This is a genomic window from Streptomyces sp. NPDC014894 (genome assembly GCF_043080985.1).
Taxonomy (GTDB): Bacteria; Actinomycetota; Actinomycetes; order Streptomycetales; family Streptomycetaceae; genus Streptomyces.
Genome location: NZ_JBIBWD010000003.1, coordinates 401,760 through 420,531 on the forward strand (window position 1 = coordinate 401,760; position 18,772 = coordinate 420,531).

General features: G+C 74.8%; 9 protein-coding genes and 1 pseudogene. 9 read left to right on the forward strand and 1 reads right to left on the reverse strand.

The window, feature by feature from the left end:
* The first annotated feature begins 109 nt into the window (after window positions 1-109).
* The 9 genes and pseudogenes from ACF089_RS09650 to ACF089_RS09690 all read left to right on the forward strand — a co-directional run bounded on the left by ACF089_RS09650 (window position 110) and on the right by ACF089_RS09690 (window position 17,126).
* Entirely contained in the window at window positions 110-2,038 is a 1,929-nt protein-coding gene (locus tag ACF089_RS09650) for a TIGR03960 family B12-binding radical SAM protein (RefSeq protein ID WP_392024159.1), read from the forward strand.
* A 514-nt stretch (window positions 2,039-2,552) separates the two neighbouring features.
* Window positions 2,553-3,320: a hypothetical protein gene (locus ACF089_RS09655; RefSeq protein ID WP_392024161.1), complete on the forward strand. Its 768-nt coding sequence runs from the start codon at window positions 2,553-2,555 to the stop codon at window positions 3,318-3,320.
* A 224-nt stretch (window positions 3,321-3,544) separates the two neighbouring features.
* A complete protein-coding gene (locus ACF089_RS09660; protein ID WP_392024163.1) occupies window positions 3,545-4,306 on the forward strand; it encodes a TIGR03936 family radical SAM-associated protein in 762 nt (253 codons plus the stop codon).
* Window positions 4,307-4,581: 275 nt separating this feature from the next.
* A complete protein-coding gene (locus tag ACF089_RS09665; RefSeq protein WP_392024166.1) occupies window positions 4,582-8,907 on the forward strand; it encodes an Rne/Rng family ribonuclease in 4,326 nt (1,441 codons plus the stop codon).
* A 287-nt stretch (window positions 8,908-9,194) separates the two neighbouring features.
* Window positions 9,195-10,301 (forward strand): annotated as a pseudogene (locus ACF089_RS09670) (DegT/DnrJ/EryC1/StrS family aminotransferase); the annotation flags it as partial.
* A 168-nt stretch (window positions 10,302-10,469) separates the two neighbouring features.
* Window positions 10,470-11,552 carry a Gfo/Idh/MocA family protein gene (locus tag ACF089_RS09675; protein ID WP_392024167.1) on the forward strand — a complete coding sequence of 361 codons (1,083 nt, stop codon included), beginning with the start codon at window positions 10,470-10,472 and terminating at the stop codon, window positions 11,550-11,552.
* Window positions 11,553-11,611: 59 nt separating this feature from the next.
* Entirely contained in the window at window positions 11,612-13,228 is a 1,617-nt protein-coding gene (locus ACF089_RS09680; protein WP_392024169.1) for a glycosyltransferase family 2 protein, read from the forward strand.
* A gap of 3 nt (window positions 13,229-13,231) precedes the next feature.
* Window positions 13,232-14,515: a nucleotide sugar dehydrogenase gene (locus ACF089_RS09685; RefSeq protein WP_392024171.1), complete on the forward strand. Its 1,284-nt coding sequence runs from the start codon at window positions 13,232-13,234 to the stop codon at window positions 14,513-14,515.
* Between the two features lie 31 nt (window positions 14,516-14,546).
* Window positions 14,547-17,126, forward strand: coding sequence for a glycosyltransferase (locus ACF089_RS09690; protein WP_392024174.1), 2,580 nt, complete (start codon window positions 14,547-14,549; stop codon window positions 17,124-17,126).
* A 475-nt stretch (window positions 17,127-17,601) separates the two neighbouring features.
* On the opposite strand, the gene wecB is transcribed toward ACF089_RS09690, so the two are convergent.
* Window positions 17,602-18,696: a non-hydrolyzing UDP-N-acetylglucosamine 2-epimerase gene (gene wecB, locus ACF089_RS09695; protein ID WP_392024177.1), complete on the reverse strand. Its 1,095-nt coding sequence runs from the start codon at window positions 18,694-18,696 to the stop codon at window positions 17,602-17,604.
* Window positions 18,697-18,772: the final 76 nt, after the last annotated feature.

The window sequence follows — 18,772 nt, forward strand, 5'->3', positions numbered from 1 at the left end:
CCGGACCGGCCCGGCCGGCGCCCGGCCCCGGCGGCGGACCGTACGGAGGCGGCTCTCCAGCGCGTTACGCTAGAGAGTCGCCCCCTTGCCAGCTCACGAAAGTCCCGAGATGTCTGCTGCTGAGTCGGTCTTCCCACAGCTCGAAGCTCTGCTCCCGCATGTGCAGAAGCCCATCCAGTACGTCGGCGGTGAGCTGAACTCCACCGTCAAGAACTGGGACGAGTGCGATGTGACGTGGGCGCTCATGTATCCGGACGCCTATGAGGTCGGGCTGCCGAACCAGGGCGTCATGATCCTTTACGAGGTGCTCAACGAGCGTGAGGGCGTCCTCGCCGAGCGGACCTACAGCGTCTGGCCGGACCTCGAGGAGCTGATGCGCGAGCACAAGGTGCCCCAGTTCACCGTGGACAGCCACCGGCCCGTCGGCGCCTTCGACGTCTTCGGCCTCAGCTTCTCCACCGAGCTGGGCTACACCAACATGCTCACCGCCCTCGATCTCGCGGGCATCCCGCTGGAGGCGCGGAACCGCACGGTGGACGACCCGATCGTCCTCGCGGGCGGCCACGCGGCCTTCAACCCCGAGCCGATCGCCGAGTTCATCGACTGCGCCGTCATCGGCGACGGCGAGCAGGCCGTGCTCGACATCACCGAGATCATCCGCGCCTGGAAGGCCGAGGGCCGCCCCGGCGGCCGCGAGGAGGTGCTCTTCCGGCTCGCCAGGACCGGCGGCGTGTACGTCCCCGCCTTCTACGACGTGGAGTACCTCCCCGACGGCCGGATCGCCCGCGTCGTGCCCAACAGGTCGGGCGTGCCGTGGCGGGTCTCCAAGCACACCGTCATGGACCTGGACGAGTGGCCCTACCCCAAGCAGCCCCTCGTCCCCCTCGCCGAGACCGTCCACGAGCGGATGTCCGTCGAGATCTTCCGCGGCTGCACCCGCGGCTGCCGTTTCTGCCAGGCCGGCATGATCACGCGTCCCGTACGGGAGCGAAGCATCACCGGCATCGGCGAGATGGTCGAGAAGGGTCTCAAGGCCACCGGCTTCGAGGAGGTCGGACTGCTCTCCCTCTCCAGCGCCGACCACTCCGAGATCGCCGACGTCGCCAAGGGCCTCGCGGACCGGTACGAGAAGGACAAGATCGGCCTCTCGCTCCCCTCCACCCGCGTCGACGCCTTCAACGTCGACCTCGCCAACGAGCTGACCCGCAACGGCCGCCGCTCCGGGCTCACCTTCGCCCCCGAGGGCGGCTCCGAGCGGATGCGCAAGGTCATCAACAAGATGGTCTCGGAGGAGGACCTGATCCGCACCGTCGCCACCGCCTACGGCAACGGCTGGCGTCAGGTGAAGCTCTACTTCATGTGCGGTCTGCCCACCGAGACCGACGAGGACGTCCTCCAGATCGGCGACATGGCGGTCAACGTCATCGCCAAGGGCCGCGAGGTCTCCGGCTCCCAGGACATCCGCTGCACCGTCTCCATCGGCGGCTTCGTGCCCAAGCCCCACACCCCCTTCCAGTGGGCCCCGCAGCTCAGCGCCGAGGACACCGACGCCCGCCTCACCAAGCTCCGCGACAAGATCCGCGGCGACAAGAAGTACGGCCGCTCCATCGGCTTCCGCTACCACGACGGCAAGCCCGGCATCGTGGAGGGCCTCCTCTCCCGCGGCGACCGCCGCATCGGCGCCGTCATCCGCGCCGTGTACGAGGACGGCGGCCGCTTCGACGGCTGGCGCGAGCACTTCTCCTACGACCGCTGGATGGCCTGCGCCGCCAAGACCCTCCCCGAGACCGGCGTCGACGTCGACTGGTACACCACCCGCGAGCGCACCTACGAGGAGGTCCTCCCCTGGGACCACCTCGACTCCGGCCTCGACAAGGACTGGCTCTGGGAGGACTGGCAGGACGCCCTCGACGAGACCGAGGTCGAGGACTGCCGGTGGACGCCGTGCTTCGACTGCGGGGTCTGTCCTCAGATGGACACCCACATCCAGATCGGCCCGACGGGGAAGAAGCTGCTTCCGCTGTCGGTCAAGAAGTAGGGGCGACCAGCGGTCACGCCGGCCGGCGGATGGCTCGGCCGCTTGCCCGCGTACCCGGGGCGGCCCGCGCCGAAGCCCTCTGAGGGCGCTCGAGGCCCAGGAACGTGAGCAGGCGTCCCGTCCCGCACGCCGCGCACGCCGCTCCGCCCTCCGGCGGGACCAGGGCATCGTTGATCACCGCGGGAGTGAACGGAACGGCCGCCGACATGACTCGTGCCGCGGCCTGCTGATCGGCCGTCACCGACCTCGGCGCGTGCCTGGCAGGAACACTCGGACCGCCCGTGCCCGGCTCGCCCGTCCGACGCGCGACGGGCGGGCCCGGGCCGGAGCCCGAGTGTCCGTCCTGGTCGTCCGTGCCCCCGGCGAACGCCGGTTCGTGCCGGGGCTTTGGGGCCGGTGAGGCGAGAAGGCGCGAGGGGGGATCCGGAAGGGCGTGGGGTGCGTCATGGCTGGTATGGCCGCTACCGCGCAGAATCAGCCACCCGCCCGTGACGACGCGGCGGGGGAGGGGTGCTTGGCCGCGGCCGTGCGGTTTCCCGTGCGGGTGGCGGTGCTGCTCGTGGTGGTGCCCGTGCGGATGGTCTGGGAGCTGCTGGTGCCGCTGGGGCGGGCGGCGCGGCCGCTCGGGCGGGCGATCGGCGGGGCGCTGCGGTTCGTGGTGAAGCTGGTCACGGTCTGGCCCTGGCGGTATCTGGTGGTGCCGGTATGGACCTTTGGCATCGTCCGGCCGGCCGTCTGGCTCCATGAGCATGTGCTGCGGTACGCGGTGCTCGTCCCCCTCCGGTGGCTGCTGGAACGGGTGCTCGTCCCGGCCGCCCGGGGTGCGTTCACACTGCTGGTCCGGATGGTCGTGGGCGTCGGCAGGGCGCTGGGGTGGACCTTCGCGCATCTGGTGTGGGGGCCTCTGTGCTGGGTGATCGGGCATGTGATCGCCCCGCCGCTGGGTCTGCTCTGGAGATATGTGCTCCGGCCCGTCGCCCGGGAGATCGTCGCGGCGCTCGGTCTCGCCTGGCGGATCACCGGCCGGGCCGCCCGGGCGATCGGCGCCGTGCTGGCCCCGGTGCTGCTCCCGCCGCTTTGGTGGCTCGGGCGGCTGGTCCGCGACCGGCTCTGGGCCCCGGCGCGCGCCGCCGCCCGCTCGGCGCTGCGGACGGCGCGCGAGACCGTGGAGCAGATCCGCCGGGCGACCCGCCGCCGGCCCGACGGTCCGAGGCCCGGGAAGGCGTCCTCCCGGGCCCGGAAAGCGCCGCCCGGGAAGCGTACGGACGGCCCGGACCGCTGAGCCCCGGGAACCGGGGCCGCCCGCGACGCGTACTCTGGGTAGTACAACGACTGTCCCCGGCGCGGCGGCCGGGCCCGAGATCTCCCTCCATCAGCGGGGGTGAGCCGGGCCGGGCCCGCACGGGGGGCCCGCATTCCGAGGGCTGCGCCGCCGGCGCCGCCCCGCACCGAGGAGAAGAACCACTGGGCAAGCGACAGCCCGAAGGCCCGCCGCCCGCACCCGCGGTGCAGCGCATCCGACTGCGCTACACCAAGCGCGGCCGCCTCCGGTTCACCAGTCACCGTGACTTCCAGCGCGCCTTCGAGCGGGCGCTGAAGCGTGCCGAGGTGCCCATGGCGTACTCGGCGGGCTTCACCCCGCACCCGAAGGTGTCGTACGCCAATGCCGCACCCACCGGCACGGGCAGCGAGGCCGAGTATCTGGAGATCGCCCTCACCGAGCAGCGCGACCCCGCGATCCTGCGGGAGCTGCTCAACGAGTCGCTGCCGACCGGTCTCGATGTCACGGACGCCGTCGAGGCCCGTACGTCGGGGCTCGCCGACCGGCTCACCGCTTCCGAGTGGGAGCTGAGACTGGACAAGGTCGAGGTCGAGGACGCGGAGAGGGCCGCCGCGCTCTTCCTCGCGGCCGAGACGGTCGAGGTCCAGCGCCGTGCCAAGAACGGCATGCGCACCTTCGACGCGCGAGCCGCCGTGGTGGAGCTTCAGGTGGTCCCTCCACAGCCTGATAGGCCCGTGGACGGCCCCTGTGCGATACTGCGGCTGGTTGTTCGGCACGTAACGCCTGCCGTGCGACCCGACGACGTCCTGTCCGGTCTCCGCGCTGTGGCCGACCTGGCGCCGCCGGTCCCCGCAGCGGTGACCAGGCTGGCGCAGGGGCTCTTCGACGAGGAGTCCGGCACGGTGACCGACCCGCTCGCGCTCGACCGCGAGGCAGTTCCGGCCGCCCCACCCACGGCCGCCGGGACGGCCGCCCCCCAGCTCTGACCGGGGGGTCCCGCGGCGGATCGGGTGTTTTGGTCCCGCCGCGCTCACAGGCAGTCGTTGCAGCACGGCCCTGGTACTCGGGAGCCACCTGAGTCGGGCCGCGCGAACCCACACAAGACTTTCGCCAGGCCGTGCGTACATCGCGTAGGGAACCGGCGAGCCAGACATTGAGCTCCCGTGCGGCGCCCGCGCCCCGGACGGCACCACCGCGCGTCGCGCGGTTCACGGCCGTACGGAAAGCCGGCGCCCGGGAGCGTGACGGGAGAACCGCCCGCATGCTTGAAATGAACGAATCCGGCACCGCCGGAGACAACACCGAGGACAACAGTCCCAGCGACACGCTGCCGCCGCGCCGCCGTCGCCGCGCCGCGTCGCGCCCCGCCGGTCCGCCCGGCGGCGCCGCCGAGGCCGCCGCCCCGGAGACGGCCGAGTCCGCTCCGGCCGCCGAGGCCGAGACCGCCGAGGAGACGCCCGCGCCGCGTGCCCGTCGCCGTGCCACCCGCAAGGCCACCGCGCCCGCCGGTACGCCGCAGTCCGCCGAGCCGCTGCAGGCCGCCGAGCCGGTCGAGGCTGAGGCTGAGGCCGCTGAGGAGACGCCCGCGCCGCGTGCTCGTCGTCGTGCCACGCGTAAGGTCGCCGCGCCCGCCGCCGAGTCGGTCGAGGCTGCTGAGCCTGCCGCCGAGCCGGCCGAGGAGGTCCCGGCCGCCGCCCCCGCGCGTAAGAGCCGTCGTGCCACGCGTGCGGTGAGCGCTCCCGAGGCTGAGACGGTTGCCGAGCCGGTCGAGGCTGAGGCTGAGGCCGCTGAGGAGACGCCTGCGCCGCGTGCTCGTCGTCGTGCCACGCGTAAGGTCGCCGCGCCCGTCGCCGAGTCGGTCGAGGAGGCTCCGGCCGCCGAGTCGGTCGAGGAGGTTCCTGCCGCCCCCGCGCGTAAGAGTCGTCGTGCCACGCGTGCGGTGAGCGCTCCCGAGGCCGCCGAGTCGGTCGCTGAGTCGGTCGAGGCTGAGGCTGAGGCCGCTGAGGAGACGCCTGCGCCGCGTGCTCGTCGTCGTGCCACGCGTAAGGTCGCCGCGCCCGCCGCCGAGTCGGTCGAGGCTGCTGAGGTTGAGGCTGCTGTGGCGGATGTTGTCGAGGATGCTCCGGCCGCGGCTCCCGCGCCGAAGCGTCGTCGTGCCACGCGTGCCGTGAGCGCCCCCGAGGCCGCCCAGCCGGTCGCCGAAGCCGCCGAGCCCGTGGCGCCCGTCGCGGCCGCCGTGACCGAGGCCGAGACCGAGGTCGCCGAGGAGGCCCCCGAGCCGCGTCGCCGCCGCCGGGCCACCCGTGCGGCGAGCGCCCCCGAGCCCGTCGCCGCCGCCGTCGAGACCGCCGAGCCGGTCGCCGAGACCACCGAAGCCGCCGAGCCGGTCGCCGAGGCCGTCGAGCCCGAGGCCGCCCCGGTCGGCCGTACCCGCCGCCGGGCCACTCGCGGCGCGTCCGCCCCCGCCGGTGCGCCGCGCTCCGCCGAGCGCGAGCCCGAGGCCGCTCCGGTCGCCGCCGAGCCGGTCGCCGAAGCCGTCGCGCCCGCCGCCGCCGAGGTCGCCGAGGAGGAGGCCGCCGAGCCGCGTCGCCGCCGTCGCGCCACCCGTGGCACGAGCGCTCCCGAGGCCCCCGCCGTGAGCGAGCGGCAGCCGCAGCAGAGCCCGCCCGCCGAGCAGTCCGGCCCCCGGGGCCGTGGCCGCAGGCGCGCCACCTCGCCCGAGTTCACCGCGCAGTCGGACGCCTCCCCGGCGCGCCGCTCGGCCCGCCCGGCCGTCGCCGTCTTCCAGGCCCCGGTCTTCACCGAGCCGATGTTCCAGACGCCCGAGACGGCGGCCGCTGCCGCCGCCGCGGCGCTCGACACCGACGTCGACGAGGAGGCGATCGAGCCGGAGGAGCGGATCGCCGAGTCCGCCGAGCCGGCCGTCGCGGAGCCGGTCGCCGCCGAGCCCGCCGGCCGCCGTCGCCGCCGCCGTCGCGGTGAGAGCGCCGAGACCGCTCCCGCGCCGGCCGAGAAGGCCGCCGAAAGGACCGAGAAGGCCGAGAAGGCCGACAGGATCGCGGAGCAGCAGTCCGAGGAGGCCTCCGTCGAGGACGCCGCCGAGGCCGAGCCCGCCGGAGCCGACGAGCACGACGAGTTCGAGGACCGCCCCTCGCGCCGCCGCCGCCGCGGAGGCCGTCGCCGTCGCCGCGGTGAGTCGGCCGACGCCGACGAGACCGACGAGCGGGGCGCCGAGCCGGAGGAGCGGACCGCCGAGGACACCGCCGCCGAGCCGGCCGCCGCCGACGAGGAGACCGAGCACGACGACGAGGACGAGCACACGGGCAGCTCCAGCAGCCGCCGTCGTCGCCGTCGCCGTCGCCGCAGCGGTGACTCCGTGGGCGACGACGAGTCGGGCACGAGCGACCCCGAGCGTACGGTCGTCAAGGTCCGCGAGCCGCGCCCCGCCCGCTCCCGCGGCGAGGAGCCCTCCGACGAGGTGCAGTCCATCAAGGGCTCCACCCGCCTGGAGGCCAAGAAGCAGCGCCGTCGTGAAGGCCGTGAGCAGGGCCGCCGCCGGGTGCCGATCATCACCGAGGCCGAGTTCCTCGCCCGCCGTGAGGCCGTCGAGCGGGTGATGGTCGTCCGCCAGAGCGGCGAGCGCACCCAGATCGGCGTCCTGGAGGACGGCGTCCTGGTCGAGCACTACGTCAACAAGGAGCAGGCGACCTCGTACGTCGGCAATGTCTACCTGGGCAAGGTGCAGAACGTACTGCCGTCCATGGAGGCCGCCTTCGTCGACATCGGCAAGGGGCGCAACGCCGTCCTGTACGCCGGCGAGGTCAACTTCGAGGCGCTCGGCATGGCCCACGGCCCGCGCCGGATCGAGGCCGCGCTCAAGTCCGGCCAGTCGGTGCTCGTCCAGGTGACGAAGGACCCGATCGGCCACAAGGGCGCCCGGCTGACCAGCCAGGTCTCCCTGCCCGGCCGCTACCTGGTCTATGTGCCCGAGGGCTCCATGACCGGGATCAGCCGCAAGCTGCCCGACACCGAGCGCGCCCGGCTGAAGACCATCCTCAAGAAGATCGTCCCCGAGGACGCGGGCGTGATCGTGCGCACCGCCGCCGAGGGCGCGAGCGAGGACGAGCTGCGCCGTGACGTCGAGCGGCTCCAGGGTCAGTGGGAGGACATCCAGAAGAAGGCCAAGAGCGGCAACGCGCCGACGCTGCTCTACGGCGAGCCGGACATGACCGTCCGGGTCGTCCGGGACATCTTCAACGAGGACTTCTCCAAGGTCATCGTCAGCGGTGACGAGGCGTGGGAGACCATCCACGGCTATGTCCACCAGGTCGCGCCCGACCTCTCCGACCGTCTGCAGCGCTGGACGAGCGAGGTGGACGTCTTCGCGACGTACCGCATCGACGAGCAGCTGATGAAGGCGCTGGACCGCAAGGTCTGGCTGCCGTCCGGCGGTTCGCTGGTCATCGACAAGACCGAGGCCATGATCGTGGTCGACGTCAACACCGGGAAGTTCACCGGCCAGGGCGGCAACCTGGAGGAGACGGTCACCAGGAACAACCTGGAGGCGGCCGAGGAGATCGTGCGTCAGCTGCGGCTGCGCGACCTCGGCGGGATCGTCGTGGTCGACTTCATCGACATGGTCCTGGAGTCCAACCGGGATCTGGTCATGCGCCGGCTGCTGGAGTGCCTGGGCCGCGACCGTACGAAGCACCAGGTCGCCGAGGTCACCTCGCTGGGCCTGGTCCAGATGACGCGCAAGCGGGTGGGCCAGGGTCTGCTGGAGTCCTTCTCCGAGACCTGTGTCCACTGCAACGGCCGCGGTGTGATCGTGCACATGGAGCAGCCGACCTCCTCCGGCGGCGGCGGTGGCGGCAAGCGCTCCAAGAAGCGCGGCCGCGGCGGCGCCGAGCACGTCCACGAGCACGAGGAGACGGGCGGCCGGACGGCCGACGCCGAGGCCGAGACGGAGGCGGAGGTCGCCGCCGAGGTGGCCGCGCCCACCGCGCTGCCCGAGCCCGCGTTCGTACCGGACGAGGATCTGTACAGCAGCGCCGCCGAGGCGGAGGCCGCCGCCCTGCGCGGGCGCGGCCGCCGTCGGGCGACCCGCAGGGCGTCGGCTCCGGCCGGTGCGCCGAGGGCCGCCGAGCCCAGGGCCGCCGAGCCGGAGGTCGTGATCGAGGCGAAGGCGGAGCCGGTCGCGGAGCCCGTGGCGGTTCCCGAGCCCGTCGCCGCCGAGCCGGCCGCCGTGTCCGAGGCGGCCCCGCCGAGGGCCCGTCGCCGGGCGACCCGCAAGGTCAGCGCGCCGGCCGGTTCGCCGTCGGGCGCCGAGGAGGCCGCGGTCGTCGTGGTCGAGGCGCCCGCGCCCGCCGCCGAGGCGGCGGAGCCGGCGGCTCCGGCCAAGAAGGCGGTCCGCAAGACCGCCAAGAAGGCCGCGCCGGCGAAGAAGGCGGCCGCCAAGAAGACGGCGGCCAAGACCACGGCCAAGAAGACGGCGGCGAAGAAGACCACCGCCAAGAAGGCCACGAAGAAGACGGCCGCGGCCGAGCAGCAGTCACCGGCGTCGGTCACGGCGTCGACCGACGACTGACCGGTCGACCGGCTGACGCCCGGCCCCGCGCCGGTACGCGTACCGATGCCCCCGTCCCGTACTCCGGGACGGGGGCATCGCGCGTTCCCGGGCTCCTCGCGCGTTCCCGGGCTCCTCGCGCGGGCCGTCCCGGCGTCCCCCGTACGGGGTCGACAGGACCGAACGGTTGACGCGCCGGGTTGACGGAGTGTTCGTGTTGAGCCGATAGGGGGAGGGCGGCCCGTGGGACACCGGGGCCGCCGTCCCCCTCCTGCACGATGGCCCTGCCGCGATCAAGGAGGGCGTCCATGGCGACCAGCAGTCGGCAGCCCGTTCCCGCCGCTCGCCCGGTCATCGACGAGGAGGAGATCGAGGCCGCCGTCCGGGTGCTGCGCAGCGGCCGGGTGGTGCAGGGGCCCGAGGTGGCGGCGTTCGAGGAGGGGTTCTCGGAGCTGGTCGGCGGGCGGCACTGCGTCGCCGTCAACTCCGGCACCTCGGCCCTCTTTCTGGCCCTGCTGGCGCTGCGCGTCGGACCGGGCGACGAGGTCGTCGTGCCGTCGTTCTCGTTCGCCGCCACCGCCAATGTGGTCCGGCTGGCCGGGGCCGAGGTGGTCTTCGCCGACATCGACCCCGTCACCTACTGTCTCGACCCGGCCGCCGTCGAGGCCGCCGTCACCCCGCGCACCGCCGCGATCATGCCGGTGCATCTGTACGGGCATCCGGCGGCCATGGACCGGATCATGGCGATCGCCGCCGCCCGGGGGCTGGCCGTGGTCGAGGACGCCTGCCAGGCGCACGCGGCGGCGCTGCACGGCACCCCCGTGGGGGCGTTCGGCGACGCCGGGGCGTTCAGCTTCTACCCGACGAAGAACATGCACTCCCTGGAGGGCGGCATGGTCTCCACGGCCGACGCGGGGCTCGCCCGGACCCTGCGGCTGCTGCGCAACCAGGGCATGGAGCAGCGGTACGCGAACGAGATCATCGGCATCAACATGCGGCTGACCGACGTCGCCGCCGCCGTGGGCCGGGTGCAGCTGGCGAAGCTGCCCGCCTGGACCGAGCGCCGTATCGCCAACACCGCCTATCTCAGCGCGCACATCACCGCGCCGGGGGTGGTGAAGCCGACCGCGGCCCGGGGCGCGCGGCACAGCTACCACCAGTACACGATCCGGGTCCCGGGCGACCGGGAGGCGGCGGTGGCCCGGCTCGCCGGGGCGGGGATCGGCAGCGCGGTGCACTATCCGACGCCGATCCACCGGCTGAGGCCGTTCTGGGAGCCGGACCAGCGGGCGGGCCGCCGCTGGGAGCTTCCGGAGACCGAGCGCGCGGCGGCGGAGGTGATCTCGCTGCCGGTGCACCCCTCGCTGTCGGAGGCGGACCTCGCCCGGGTCGCGGAGGCGGTGAACGAGCTGGGGGGCGGCCGGCCTGGACGCGCCGGGCCCTGGCCCGAGCCCGAGCCAGGACCCGGACCCGAGCCAGGACCCGGACCCGAGCCAGGACCAGGGCCCGAGCCAGGACCCGAGCCAGGCCCAGGCCCAGGCCCAGGCTCAGGCCCCTGACCGTGCCGAGCGGGGAGCGGCCCGGTGACCGGCGCGCCCAGGCCCCCGGGTCCGGGGCCCACCGCCCCCAGGCCCCCGGGCCCCGGCTCCACCGCCCTCCGCCCCCCGCTCCGCGTCGGTCTCACCGGGCTCGGCTCGATGGGCCGCCATCACGCCCGGGCGCTCGCCGCCCTGGACGGCGTCGAGCTGGTCGGGGCGGTGGATCCGCTCGGCGACCGGGAGGGCCGCGCCCAAGGCGCACCGGTGCTGCGCACCCTGGGCGAGCTGATCGCGCTGGGCATCGACTACGCGGTGGTGGCCTGCCCGACCGCGCTCCATGTGGACGTCGGTCTGGAGCTGGCCCGGGCCGGCGTCTGCGCGCTGATCGAGAAGCCGCTCGCCGACACGGTGGAGGGCGCGCGCCGGCTGGTGACGGCGTTCGAGTCGCGGTCGCTGGTGGCGGGGGTGGGCCATATCGAGCGGTGCAATCCGGCGCTGCGCTCGCTGCGGCTGCGGCTGGAGTCCGGCGAGCTGGGCGAGGTGTACCAGGTGGTGACCCGCCGTCAGGGGCCCTTCCCGCACCGGATCGCCGATGTGGGCGTGGTCAAGGACCTCGCCACCCATGACATCGACCTCACCGGCTGGGTGACCGGCCGCGAGTACGCCGCGATCGCGGCGCGCACGGTCTCCAAGTCGGGCCGTCCGCACGAGGACATGGTCTCGGCGGTCGGCCGGCTCGGCGACGGCACCGTGGTCAACCACCTGGTGAACTGGCTGAGCCCGCTGAAGGAGCGATTCACCTCCGTCACGGGCGAGAACGGCTGCTTCGTCGCCGACACCCTCACCGCCGACCTCACCTTCTACTCCAACGCCGCGCAGCGCACCGAGTGGGAGGCGCTCCAGGCGTTCCGGGGCGTCAGCGAGGGGGACATGATCCGGTACGCCATTCCCAAACGGGAGCCGCTGCTCGTGGAGCACGAGCTGTTCCGGGACGCGGTGCTCGGCGCGCCCGCCGACATCTGCACCCTGCGCCAGGGGCTGCGGACGGTGGAGGTGGCGGCGGCCGTCCTGGAGTCGGCGGCGAGCGGGACCACGGTCGAGCTGGCCGCGCCGGCCGTGGCCCGGTAGGGCGGCGCGCCGTGGCCGGGCCGTCGCCCCTCCCCGAGACCTCCCGAGGCGGCACGGCCGTGACCGGCCGCCCCGATGTGACGGTGGTGATCGCCGTCTACAACACGATGCCGTATCTGACCGAGTGTCTCGACTCGCTGGTGGCGCAGTCGATCGGGCTGGACCGGCTCCAGATCGTGGCCGTGGACGACGGTTCCACCGACGGCGGCGGGGCCGAGCTGGACCGGTACGCGCGAGCCCATCCGCGGACCTTCACCGTGATCCACCAGCCGAACTCCGGCGGTCCCGCCGCCCCCAGCAATCGCGGCCTGGCCTCGGCCGACGGCCGCTATGTGTACTTCATGGGCTCCGACGACCGGCTCGGCCCGGAGGCGCTGGCCCGGCTGGTGGCCTGCGCCGACGAGCACGGGTCCGACATCGTGGTCGGCCGGATGACGGGGGCGGGCGGCCGCTATGTCCATCAGGCGCTCTTCACCGAGAACGCGCGGGACGTCGGTCTGAACGACTCGGCGCTGCCGTTCACGCTCTCCAACGCGAAGCTGTTCCGCCGCGAGCTGGTGGACCGCCACGGGCTCAGCTTCCCCGAGGACATGCCGGTCGGCAGCGATCAGCCGTTCACCATCGAGGCCTGTGTCCGGGCCCGCCGGATCTCGGTCCTCGCGGACTACACGTACTACTACGCGGTCAAGCGCCGGGACGCCGGGAACATCACCTACCGGGCCGGTCATCTGGCCCGGCTGCGGTGCACCGCGCGGATCATGCGGCACGCGGCCGGGCTGATCCCGCCCGGCCCCGAACGGGACAGTCTGCTGCACCGGCACTTCACCTGGGAGCTGGCCAAACTGCTCCAGGCGGACTTCGCCGCGCTGGACGGGCCGGACCGGGCCGAGGTGTGCGCGGGGATCGCCGAACTCGCCGACGCCTATCTCACCGAGGCGGTGAGCGCACGGCTCCCGGCGCGACGGCGGGCCGCGCTGGCCCTCGCCCGGTGCGGCGCGGTCGGCGGTCTGCTGGCGCTGATCGAGGACGAGGAGCGGCACGGGCCGGTGTTCGAGCTGGCGGGGGACCGGGCGTTTCTGCGCCGCCCCGGTTTCCGGGATCCCGCGCTCGGCCTTCCGGACCGGGAGTACGAGCTGCTCGGCGAATCGGTTCTCCCCGCGCTGGCGGCCGGTACGGAGCTGCTGGCGGCCGACTGGGAGCAGCACGGCGACGACCTCGCCCTCACGATCGCGGTCCGCGTCCCGCTGACCGGCGACACCTCCTCGGCCGTCGTCCGGCTGACGCCCGGTCCGCTGCCGGAGGAGCCGGGCCGGATCCTGCCCCCGGGCTCCGGGCCGCCGCCCGCCGCGGGCGCGTTCGTCCGTACGGAGCGGGACGGCGGGACGGTGGTCCGGGCCGTGATCCCCGTCGAGGCGCGGACGGCCGATCTCGCCGTATGCCTCCAGGTCAGGATCGCGGGCCGGCTCCATGAGATCCCCGTCCGGGCCCGGGGCGCGCCCATGCCGCTGGCCCGGCGCTGGCGGATGACGGATCCGTACCGGGCGGCGGTCCGGATCGGGGCCGGGGACCGGCCGGTCCTGCGGACCGCGCCGCTGTGTCCGCCGTACGAGCCCCGGCTCTCCCGGGTGCGCCGCGAGCTGGCCGCCCTGCTGCCCCACCGCGCGAGGAGGACGTGACTGATGGACATCTGTGTGGTGGCGCTCGGCAAGATCGGACTGCCGCTCGCGGTCCAGTTCGCGGCCAAGGGCCACCGGGTCAGGGGCGCGGACGCCGACGAGCGGGTCGTGGAGCTGGTCAACGCGGGCGCGGAGCCCTTCCCCGGCGAGGCGGGGCTCGACCGGGCGCTCAAGGACGCCGTCGGCGCGGGGCTGCTCACCGCGACCGCGGACACCGCCGCCGCGGTCGCCCGCTCGGAGGCCGTCGTGATCGTCGTCCCCCTCGTCACCGACCCGGCCGGCGATCCCGACTTCGCCTCCCTGGACGCGGCCACCCGCGCCGTCGCCCGGGGCCTCGCCCCCGGCACTCTCGTCTCGTACGAGACCACCCTGCCCGTGGGCACCACCCGCACCCGCTGGGGGCCGATGCTGGCCGAGGGCTCCGGTCTCGCCCCCGGCTCCGGCTTCTCCCTCGTCTTCTCGCCCGAACGCGTCCTCACCGGACGGGTCTTCGCCGATCTGCGCCGCTATCCCAAACTCGTCGGCGGCGTCGACGCCGCCTCCGCCCGGCACGGCGCGGACTTCTACGCGCGGGTGCTCGACTTCGACCCGCGCCCCGAACTGCCCCGCCCCAACGGCGTCTGGGACCTCGGCAGCGCGGAAGCCGCCGAGCTGGCCAAACTCGCCGAGACGACCTACCGCGATGTGAACATCGCCCTCGCCAACCAGTTCGCCCGCTTCGCCGGCCGGCACGGCATCGACATCGCCGGCGTCATCGACGCCTGCAACTCCCAGCCGTACAGCCGCATCCACCGGCCCGGCATCGCGGTCGGCGGCCACTGCATCCCGGTCTACCCCCGGATGTATCTGTGGAACGACCCGGACGCCACCGTCGTCCGCGCCGCCCGCGAGGCGAACGCCGCCATGCCCGGGTACGCGGTCGAGCTGCTCGCCGCCGCCCACGGCGATCTGACCGGGGCCCGGGTCCTGGTGCTCGGCGCGGCCTACCGGGGCGGCGTCAAGGAGACCGCCTTCTCCGGCGTCTTCCCGACGGTCGCCGCGCTCGCCGCGCGCGGGGCCCTCCCGCTCGTCTCCGACCCGCTGTACACGGCCGCCGAACTGACCGCGCTCGGGCTCACCCCGCACCGGGGCGAGCCCGTCACCGCCGCGGTCCTCCAGGCCGACCACCCCGAGTACCGCACCCTGTCCGCCGCCGATCTGCCGGGGGTGCGCGTCCTGGTCGACGGCCGCCGCACCACCGACCCGGCGCGCTGGGCGGGCGTGCGCCGGGTCGTCATCGGCGGCTGACCGCCCCACCACACCGAAGGACTCGATGCAGATGCCGCTGTCCCCCACCCCGCCGAAGCTGGCCGTCGTCGTCGCCAACGGCATCACCGGGGACTCCCGGGTGCAGAAGACCGCGCTCGCCGCCGCCCACGCGGGCTGGGACGTCACCCTCGTCGGCCGCGCCGCCGGGAAGAAGCCCGAACACTCCTGGCTCGGCCCCGTCAAAGTGGTCCGGCTGCCCGTCGGCAATCGGATGGAACGCCTGGTCAACGCCCGGAAGAACCGGGGCGGCCCCCGAGCCAGACTCACCCAGTGGGGCATCCGCGACCGCGCCGCCCTCGATCAGATCCGCGACGCCCACCGCGTCTGGGTCCGCGAACAGACCACCCGGATCGGCCATCTCGGCGCGACCCCGCTCGGCGGGGCCGCCGCCATCGGCCTGCGCGCGCTGGTCCGCGCCCGGCGCGGCGCGCACCGGCTCCGGATCCGCGCCTACCGCTGGGAGCAGCGCCGCAAGACGTCCCGGACCACCGGCGACTGGCGGCGGGACTGGCCCGCGCTGCTCGACCTCGATCTCGCCTTCGGCCCCTTCGTCGAGGAACTCGCCCCCGACGTCATCCACGCCAACGACATCACCACCATCCACACCGCCGCCTCCCGGCTGCGCGCCCGGGGCCGCCGCTGCGCCTGGCTGTACGACGCGCACGAGTACGTCGCGGGCATCGGCTGGGCCAAACCGGCGATGGCGAGCGCCTTCCCGGCCGTGGAGCGGGAGTACATCCACCGGGCGGACGCGGTGGTGACCGTCTCGCCCGAGCTGGCCGGTCTGCTCCGCGCCGACCACCGGCTCCGCGAGACCCCGTCCGTCGTCCGCAACGCCCCGGTCCGCGCGGTCGTCGGCGAGGCCGCCGGGCGGGTCTGCGTACGGACCGCCTGCGGGCTCCCGGAGGGCGTGCCCCTGCTGGTGTACGCGGGGTGGCTCGCGCCCGACCGGGGGGTGGCCACCGCCGTCGACGCCCTGGCGCTGCTGCCGGACCACCATCTGGCGGTGGTGACGGGGCGGCCCGGCGCGGGGCCGGCCGCGCTGCGGGAGCGGGCGGAGCGGCTGGGCGTGCGCCACCGGGTGCATGTGGTGCCGTATGTGCCGCCGCACCAGGTGGCCGACTATCTCTCCTCCGCCGATCTGGGGCTCATCCCCTTCCACCGGGTCCCCAACACCGAGAACTCGCTGCCCACCAAGGCCGCCGAGTATCTGCACGCCGGGCTGCCGCTGGTCTCCAGCGACGTCCGGGCGGTGAGCGCGTTCGTCCGCGCCCACGGGGTGGGGGAGGTGTTCACCGCCGAGGACGCCGGCTCCTGCGCGGCCGCGGTGCTGCGGGCCACCGCCGACCGGGACGCGCTGCGGAAGAACATCACGGAGGCGCTGCTGGCCGAGCTGAGCTGGGAGCGGGAGGCCGAGACCCTGCTGCGGGTGTACGGGCGGATCTCCGGGAAGACGCCCGGCGCGGGCCCGGCCCGGCCGTGCTGGGACGCCGAGGAGCGCGCGGACCGGGACGGCGGGCGGACGGCGGGGCGCTGGCGGCCGCTCGGGGCCACCCCCGTACGGCTCGGGCTGGCCCCGGCCAATCACGCCGGGCAGCTCGCGGCCTTCGCGACCGCGATCACCAGCCGCCGCGAGACGGTCTCGGCCGAGGTGGTCAAACACCGGTCGGCGGGCCGCTGCCACGACTATCCGGCCGATGTGCTCGTCGACGGCACGGCGCTGCGGAATCTGGACGTCCAGCTCGAACAGGTCCAGCGCGTCCTGCGCCGCTACACCCATCTGATCGCCGACGCCTTCCGCCCGGTCTTCGGCCCGCTCAACGGCACCGGCGTGGAGGGCGATCTCCCGGCGCTCGCGCAGGCCGGGATCAAGGTGGCGCTGCTCGCCCACGGCAGCGAGGTCCGCGATCCTGCCCGGCACCGCGCCCGCCATCCGCACTCCCTCTTCCACGACGCTCCCGACGGCTACGAGGCCGAGCTGTCCCTGCTGGCCGAGCGGAACCGGCGCGTCGCCGAGGAGTCGGGGCTGCCGGTCTTCGTGACCACCCCGGATCTGCTGCTCGATCTGCCGGGCGCGGTCTGGGCCCCGCTGGTCGTCGACGCGGACGCCTGGTCCGGTCTGCGTCCGGTGATGGCGCGGACCCGGCCGCTGGTGGTCCACGCGCCGTCCGCGCGCTGGACCAAGGGGACCGGGCGGGTGCTGCCGCTGCTGGAGGATTTCGACCGGCGCGGCCTCATCGACTTCCGGCTCGCCGAGGGGCTGCCGCCGGCGGCCGTGCGGGAGCTGGTGCGCGGCGCGGACGTGGTGATCGACCAGTTCGCGATCGGGACGTACGGGACCTTCGCCTGCGAGGGCATGGCGGCGGGCCGCCCCGTCGTCGCCCATGTGGACGAGGAGTCCGTCGCGGCCTGCGGGGTCCGCCCGCCGATCGTCGGCGCCACCCCCGACACCCTGCGCTCGGCCCTCGAACACCTGCTGGACGACCGCGACTTCGCCGTCCGCACCGGCCACGAGTCCGCCGCCTTCGTCCGCGCGTTCCACGACGGCACGGCGACGACGGCGGCCCTGGACGCTTTCCTCCGCTCCTGAGCCGTGGCCTCCGCCTCCCGGGCCGCGGGCCCGGGGTTTCCCGAGCGCGAGGCCCGTGCCTGTCGCGGCACGGGGCGACGCTGCCGCGGTGTCCCCGTTCCCCGCTCCGTCGGGCCGGCGCTTCCCGACCGACCGCAGGTCCCGCGCCTCCCGGGCCCCGCGCCTCCCGGGCCCCGTGCTTCCCGGGTCGCGCGCCGCACGTCCTCGGGGCTGCGGAGCACTGCCTTCCGCGCTGCGGGCCCCGTGCTTCCCGGGTCGCGCGCCGCACGTCCTCGGGGCTGCGGAGCACTGCCTTCCGCGCTGCGGGCCCCGTGCTTCCCGGGTCCCGCGCCGCACGTCCTCGGGGCTGCGGAGCACTGCCTTCCGCGCTGCGGGTCCCGCGCCTCCCGGGCCGCCGGCCCGGGGCCTCTCGGCCCTCCGGCTCGCGCCCGCCCGGCGAGCCGCCCCGTCCGACCCGCGCCCGCGGGGCGCGCCCTCACCCCCCGGCCGCGCCCTCCTCCTCCAGCAGCCGCACCACCCGGCCGGCCGCCGACCCGTCCCCGTACGGAGCCCCGCGCGCGGCCCGGGGCGCGGGGCGGGCCGCCAGGCGGGCCCAGCGGTCCCGGGGCAGCTCGTACGGATCGGGTACGAGCATGTTCCAGCCGCCGTCCAGCGTCTCCACCCACTCCGTCTCGGGGCGGACCGTGGTGCAGGGCCGGCCCAGCAGGAACGCCTCCTTCTGGAGCCCGCCCGAGTCGGTGACCACCCCCGCCGACGCCAGCACGGCGGCGACCAGCTCCGCGTACGGCAGCGGACGGCTCACCCGCACCGAGCCGCGCGCCAGCTCCACGCCGTACTCCCGGGCACGGGCGGCGAGCCGGGGATGGACGAGCAGCGCCACCGGCAGCGGCAGCCCCGCCAGCGCGCCGATCAGCGCCGCCAGCCGCGCGGGGTCGTCGGTGTTGCCCGGGCGGTGCAGGGTGGCCAGCAGAAACGGCCGCCCCGCCGGGACCCCGGCTGGCGGCGCGGCCGGCCGCCGCGCCGCCAGCACCTCGTCCCGCGTCCGCAGACAGACGTCCACCATCACATCCCCGGCCAGCCGGGTGCGGGCGGCCAGCCCCTCCCGGGCGAGATGGCGCACGGCCTCCTCGGTGGGGGCGAGCAGCAGATCGGCGCAGTGGTCGGTCAGCACCCGGTTGTGCTCCTCCGGCATCCGCCGGTTGAAGGAGCGCAGCCCCGCCTCCAGATGGGCGACCGGCAGCCCGGTCTTCACCGCCGAGAGCGCGCCCGCGAGCGTCGAGTTGGTGTCCCCGTAGACCAGCACCCAGTCCGGGCGCTCCTCGGCGAAGACCTCGTCCAGGGCGGCCAGCGCCGCGCCCGTCTGCACCCCGTGGCTGCCGGAGCCGACGCCGAGACGGACATCGGGATCGGGGATGGACAGCCCGGAGAAGAAGACGTCGGAGAGATCGGCGTCGTAGTGCTGTCCGGTGTGGACGATGCGGTGCCGGTGGCCGGCGGCAAAGAGGGCCGCCGCGACCGGGGCGAGCTTCACCAGCTGGGGGCGGGCCCCGACGACGCTGAGAACCTTCACGCTGCTGCGCTCCCTGGGCTCGTCCCGCGGACCCGGCTCCCCGGGGAGTGATCCGCCGCCGGGCGGCGCGTGGCGA

What these genes read in the sequence shown, in the direction of transcription:
- ACF089_RS09650 (WP_392024159.1), top strand. Translation starts at nt 110, where the DNA reads ATGTCTGCTGCTGAGTCGGTCTTCCCACAGCTCGAAGCTCTGCTCCCG.
- ACF089_RS09665 (WP_392024166.1), top strand. Translation starts at nt 4,582, where the DNA reads ATGCTTGAAATGAACGAATCCGGCACCGCCGGAGACAACACCGAGGAC.
- ACF089_RS09685 (WP_392024171.1), top strand. Translation starts at nt 13,232, where the DNA reads ATGGACATCTGTGTGGTGGCGCTCGGCAAGATCGGACTGCCGCTCGCG.
- ACF089_RS09690 (WP_392024174.1), top strand. Translation starts at nt 14,547, where the DNA reads ATGCCGCTGTCCCCCACCCCGCCGAAGCTGGCCGTCGTCGTCGCCAAC.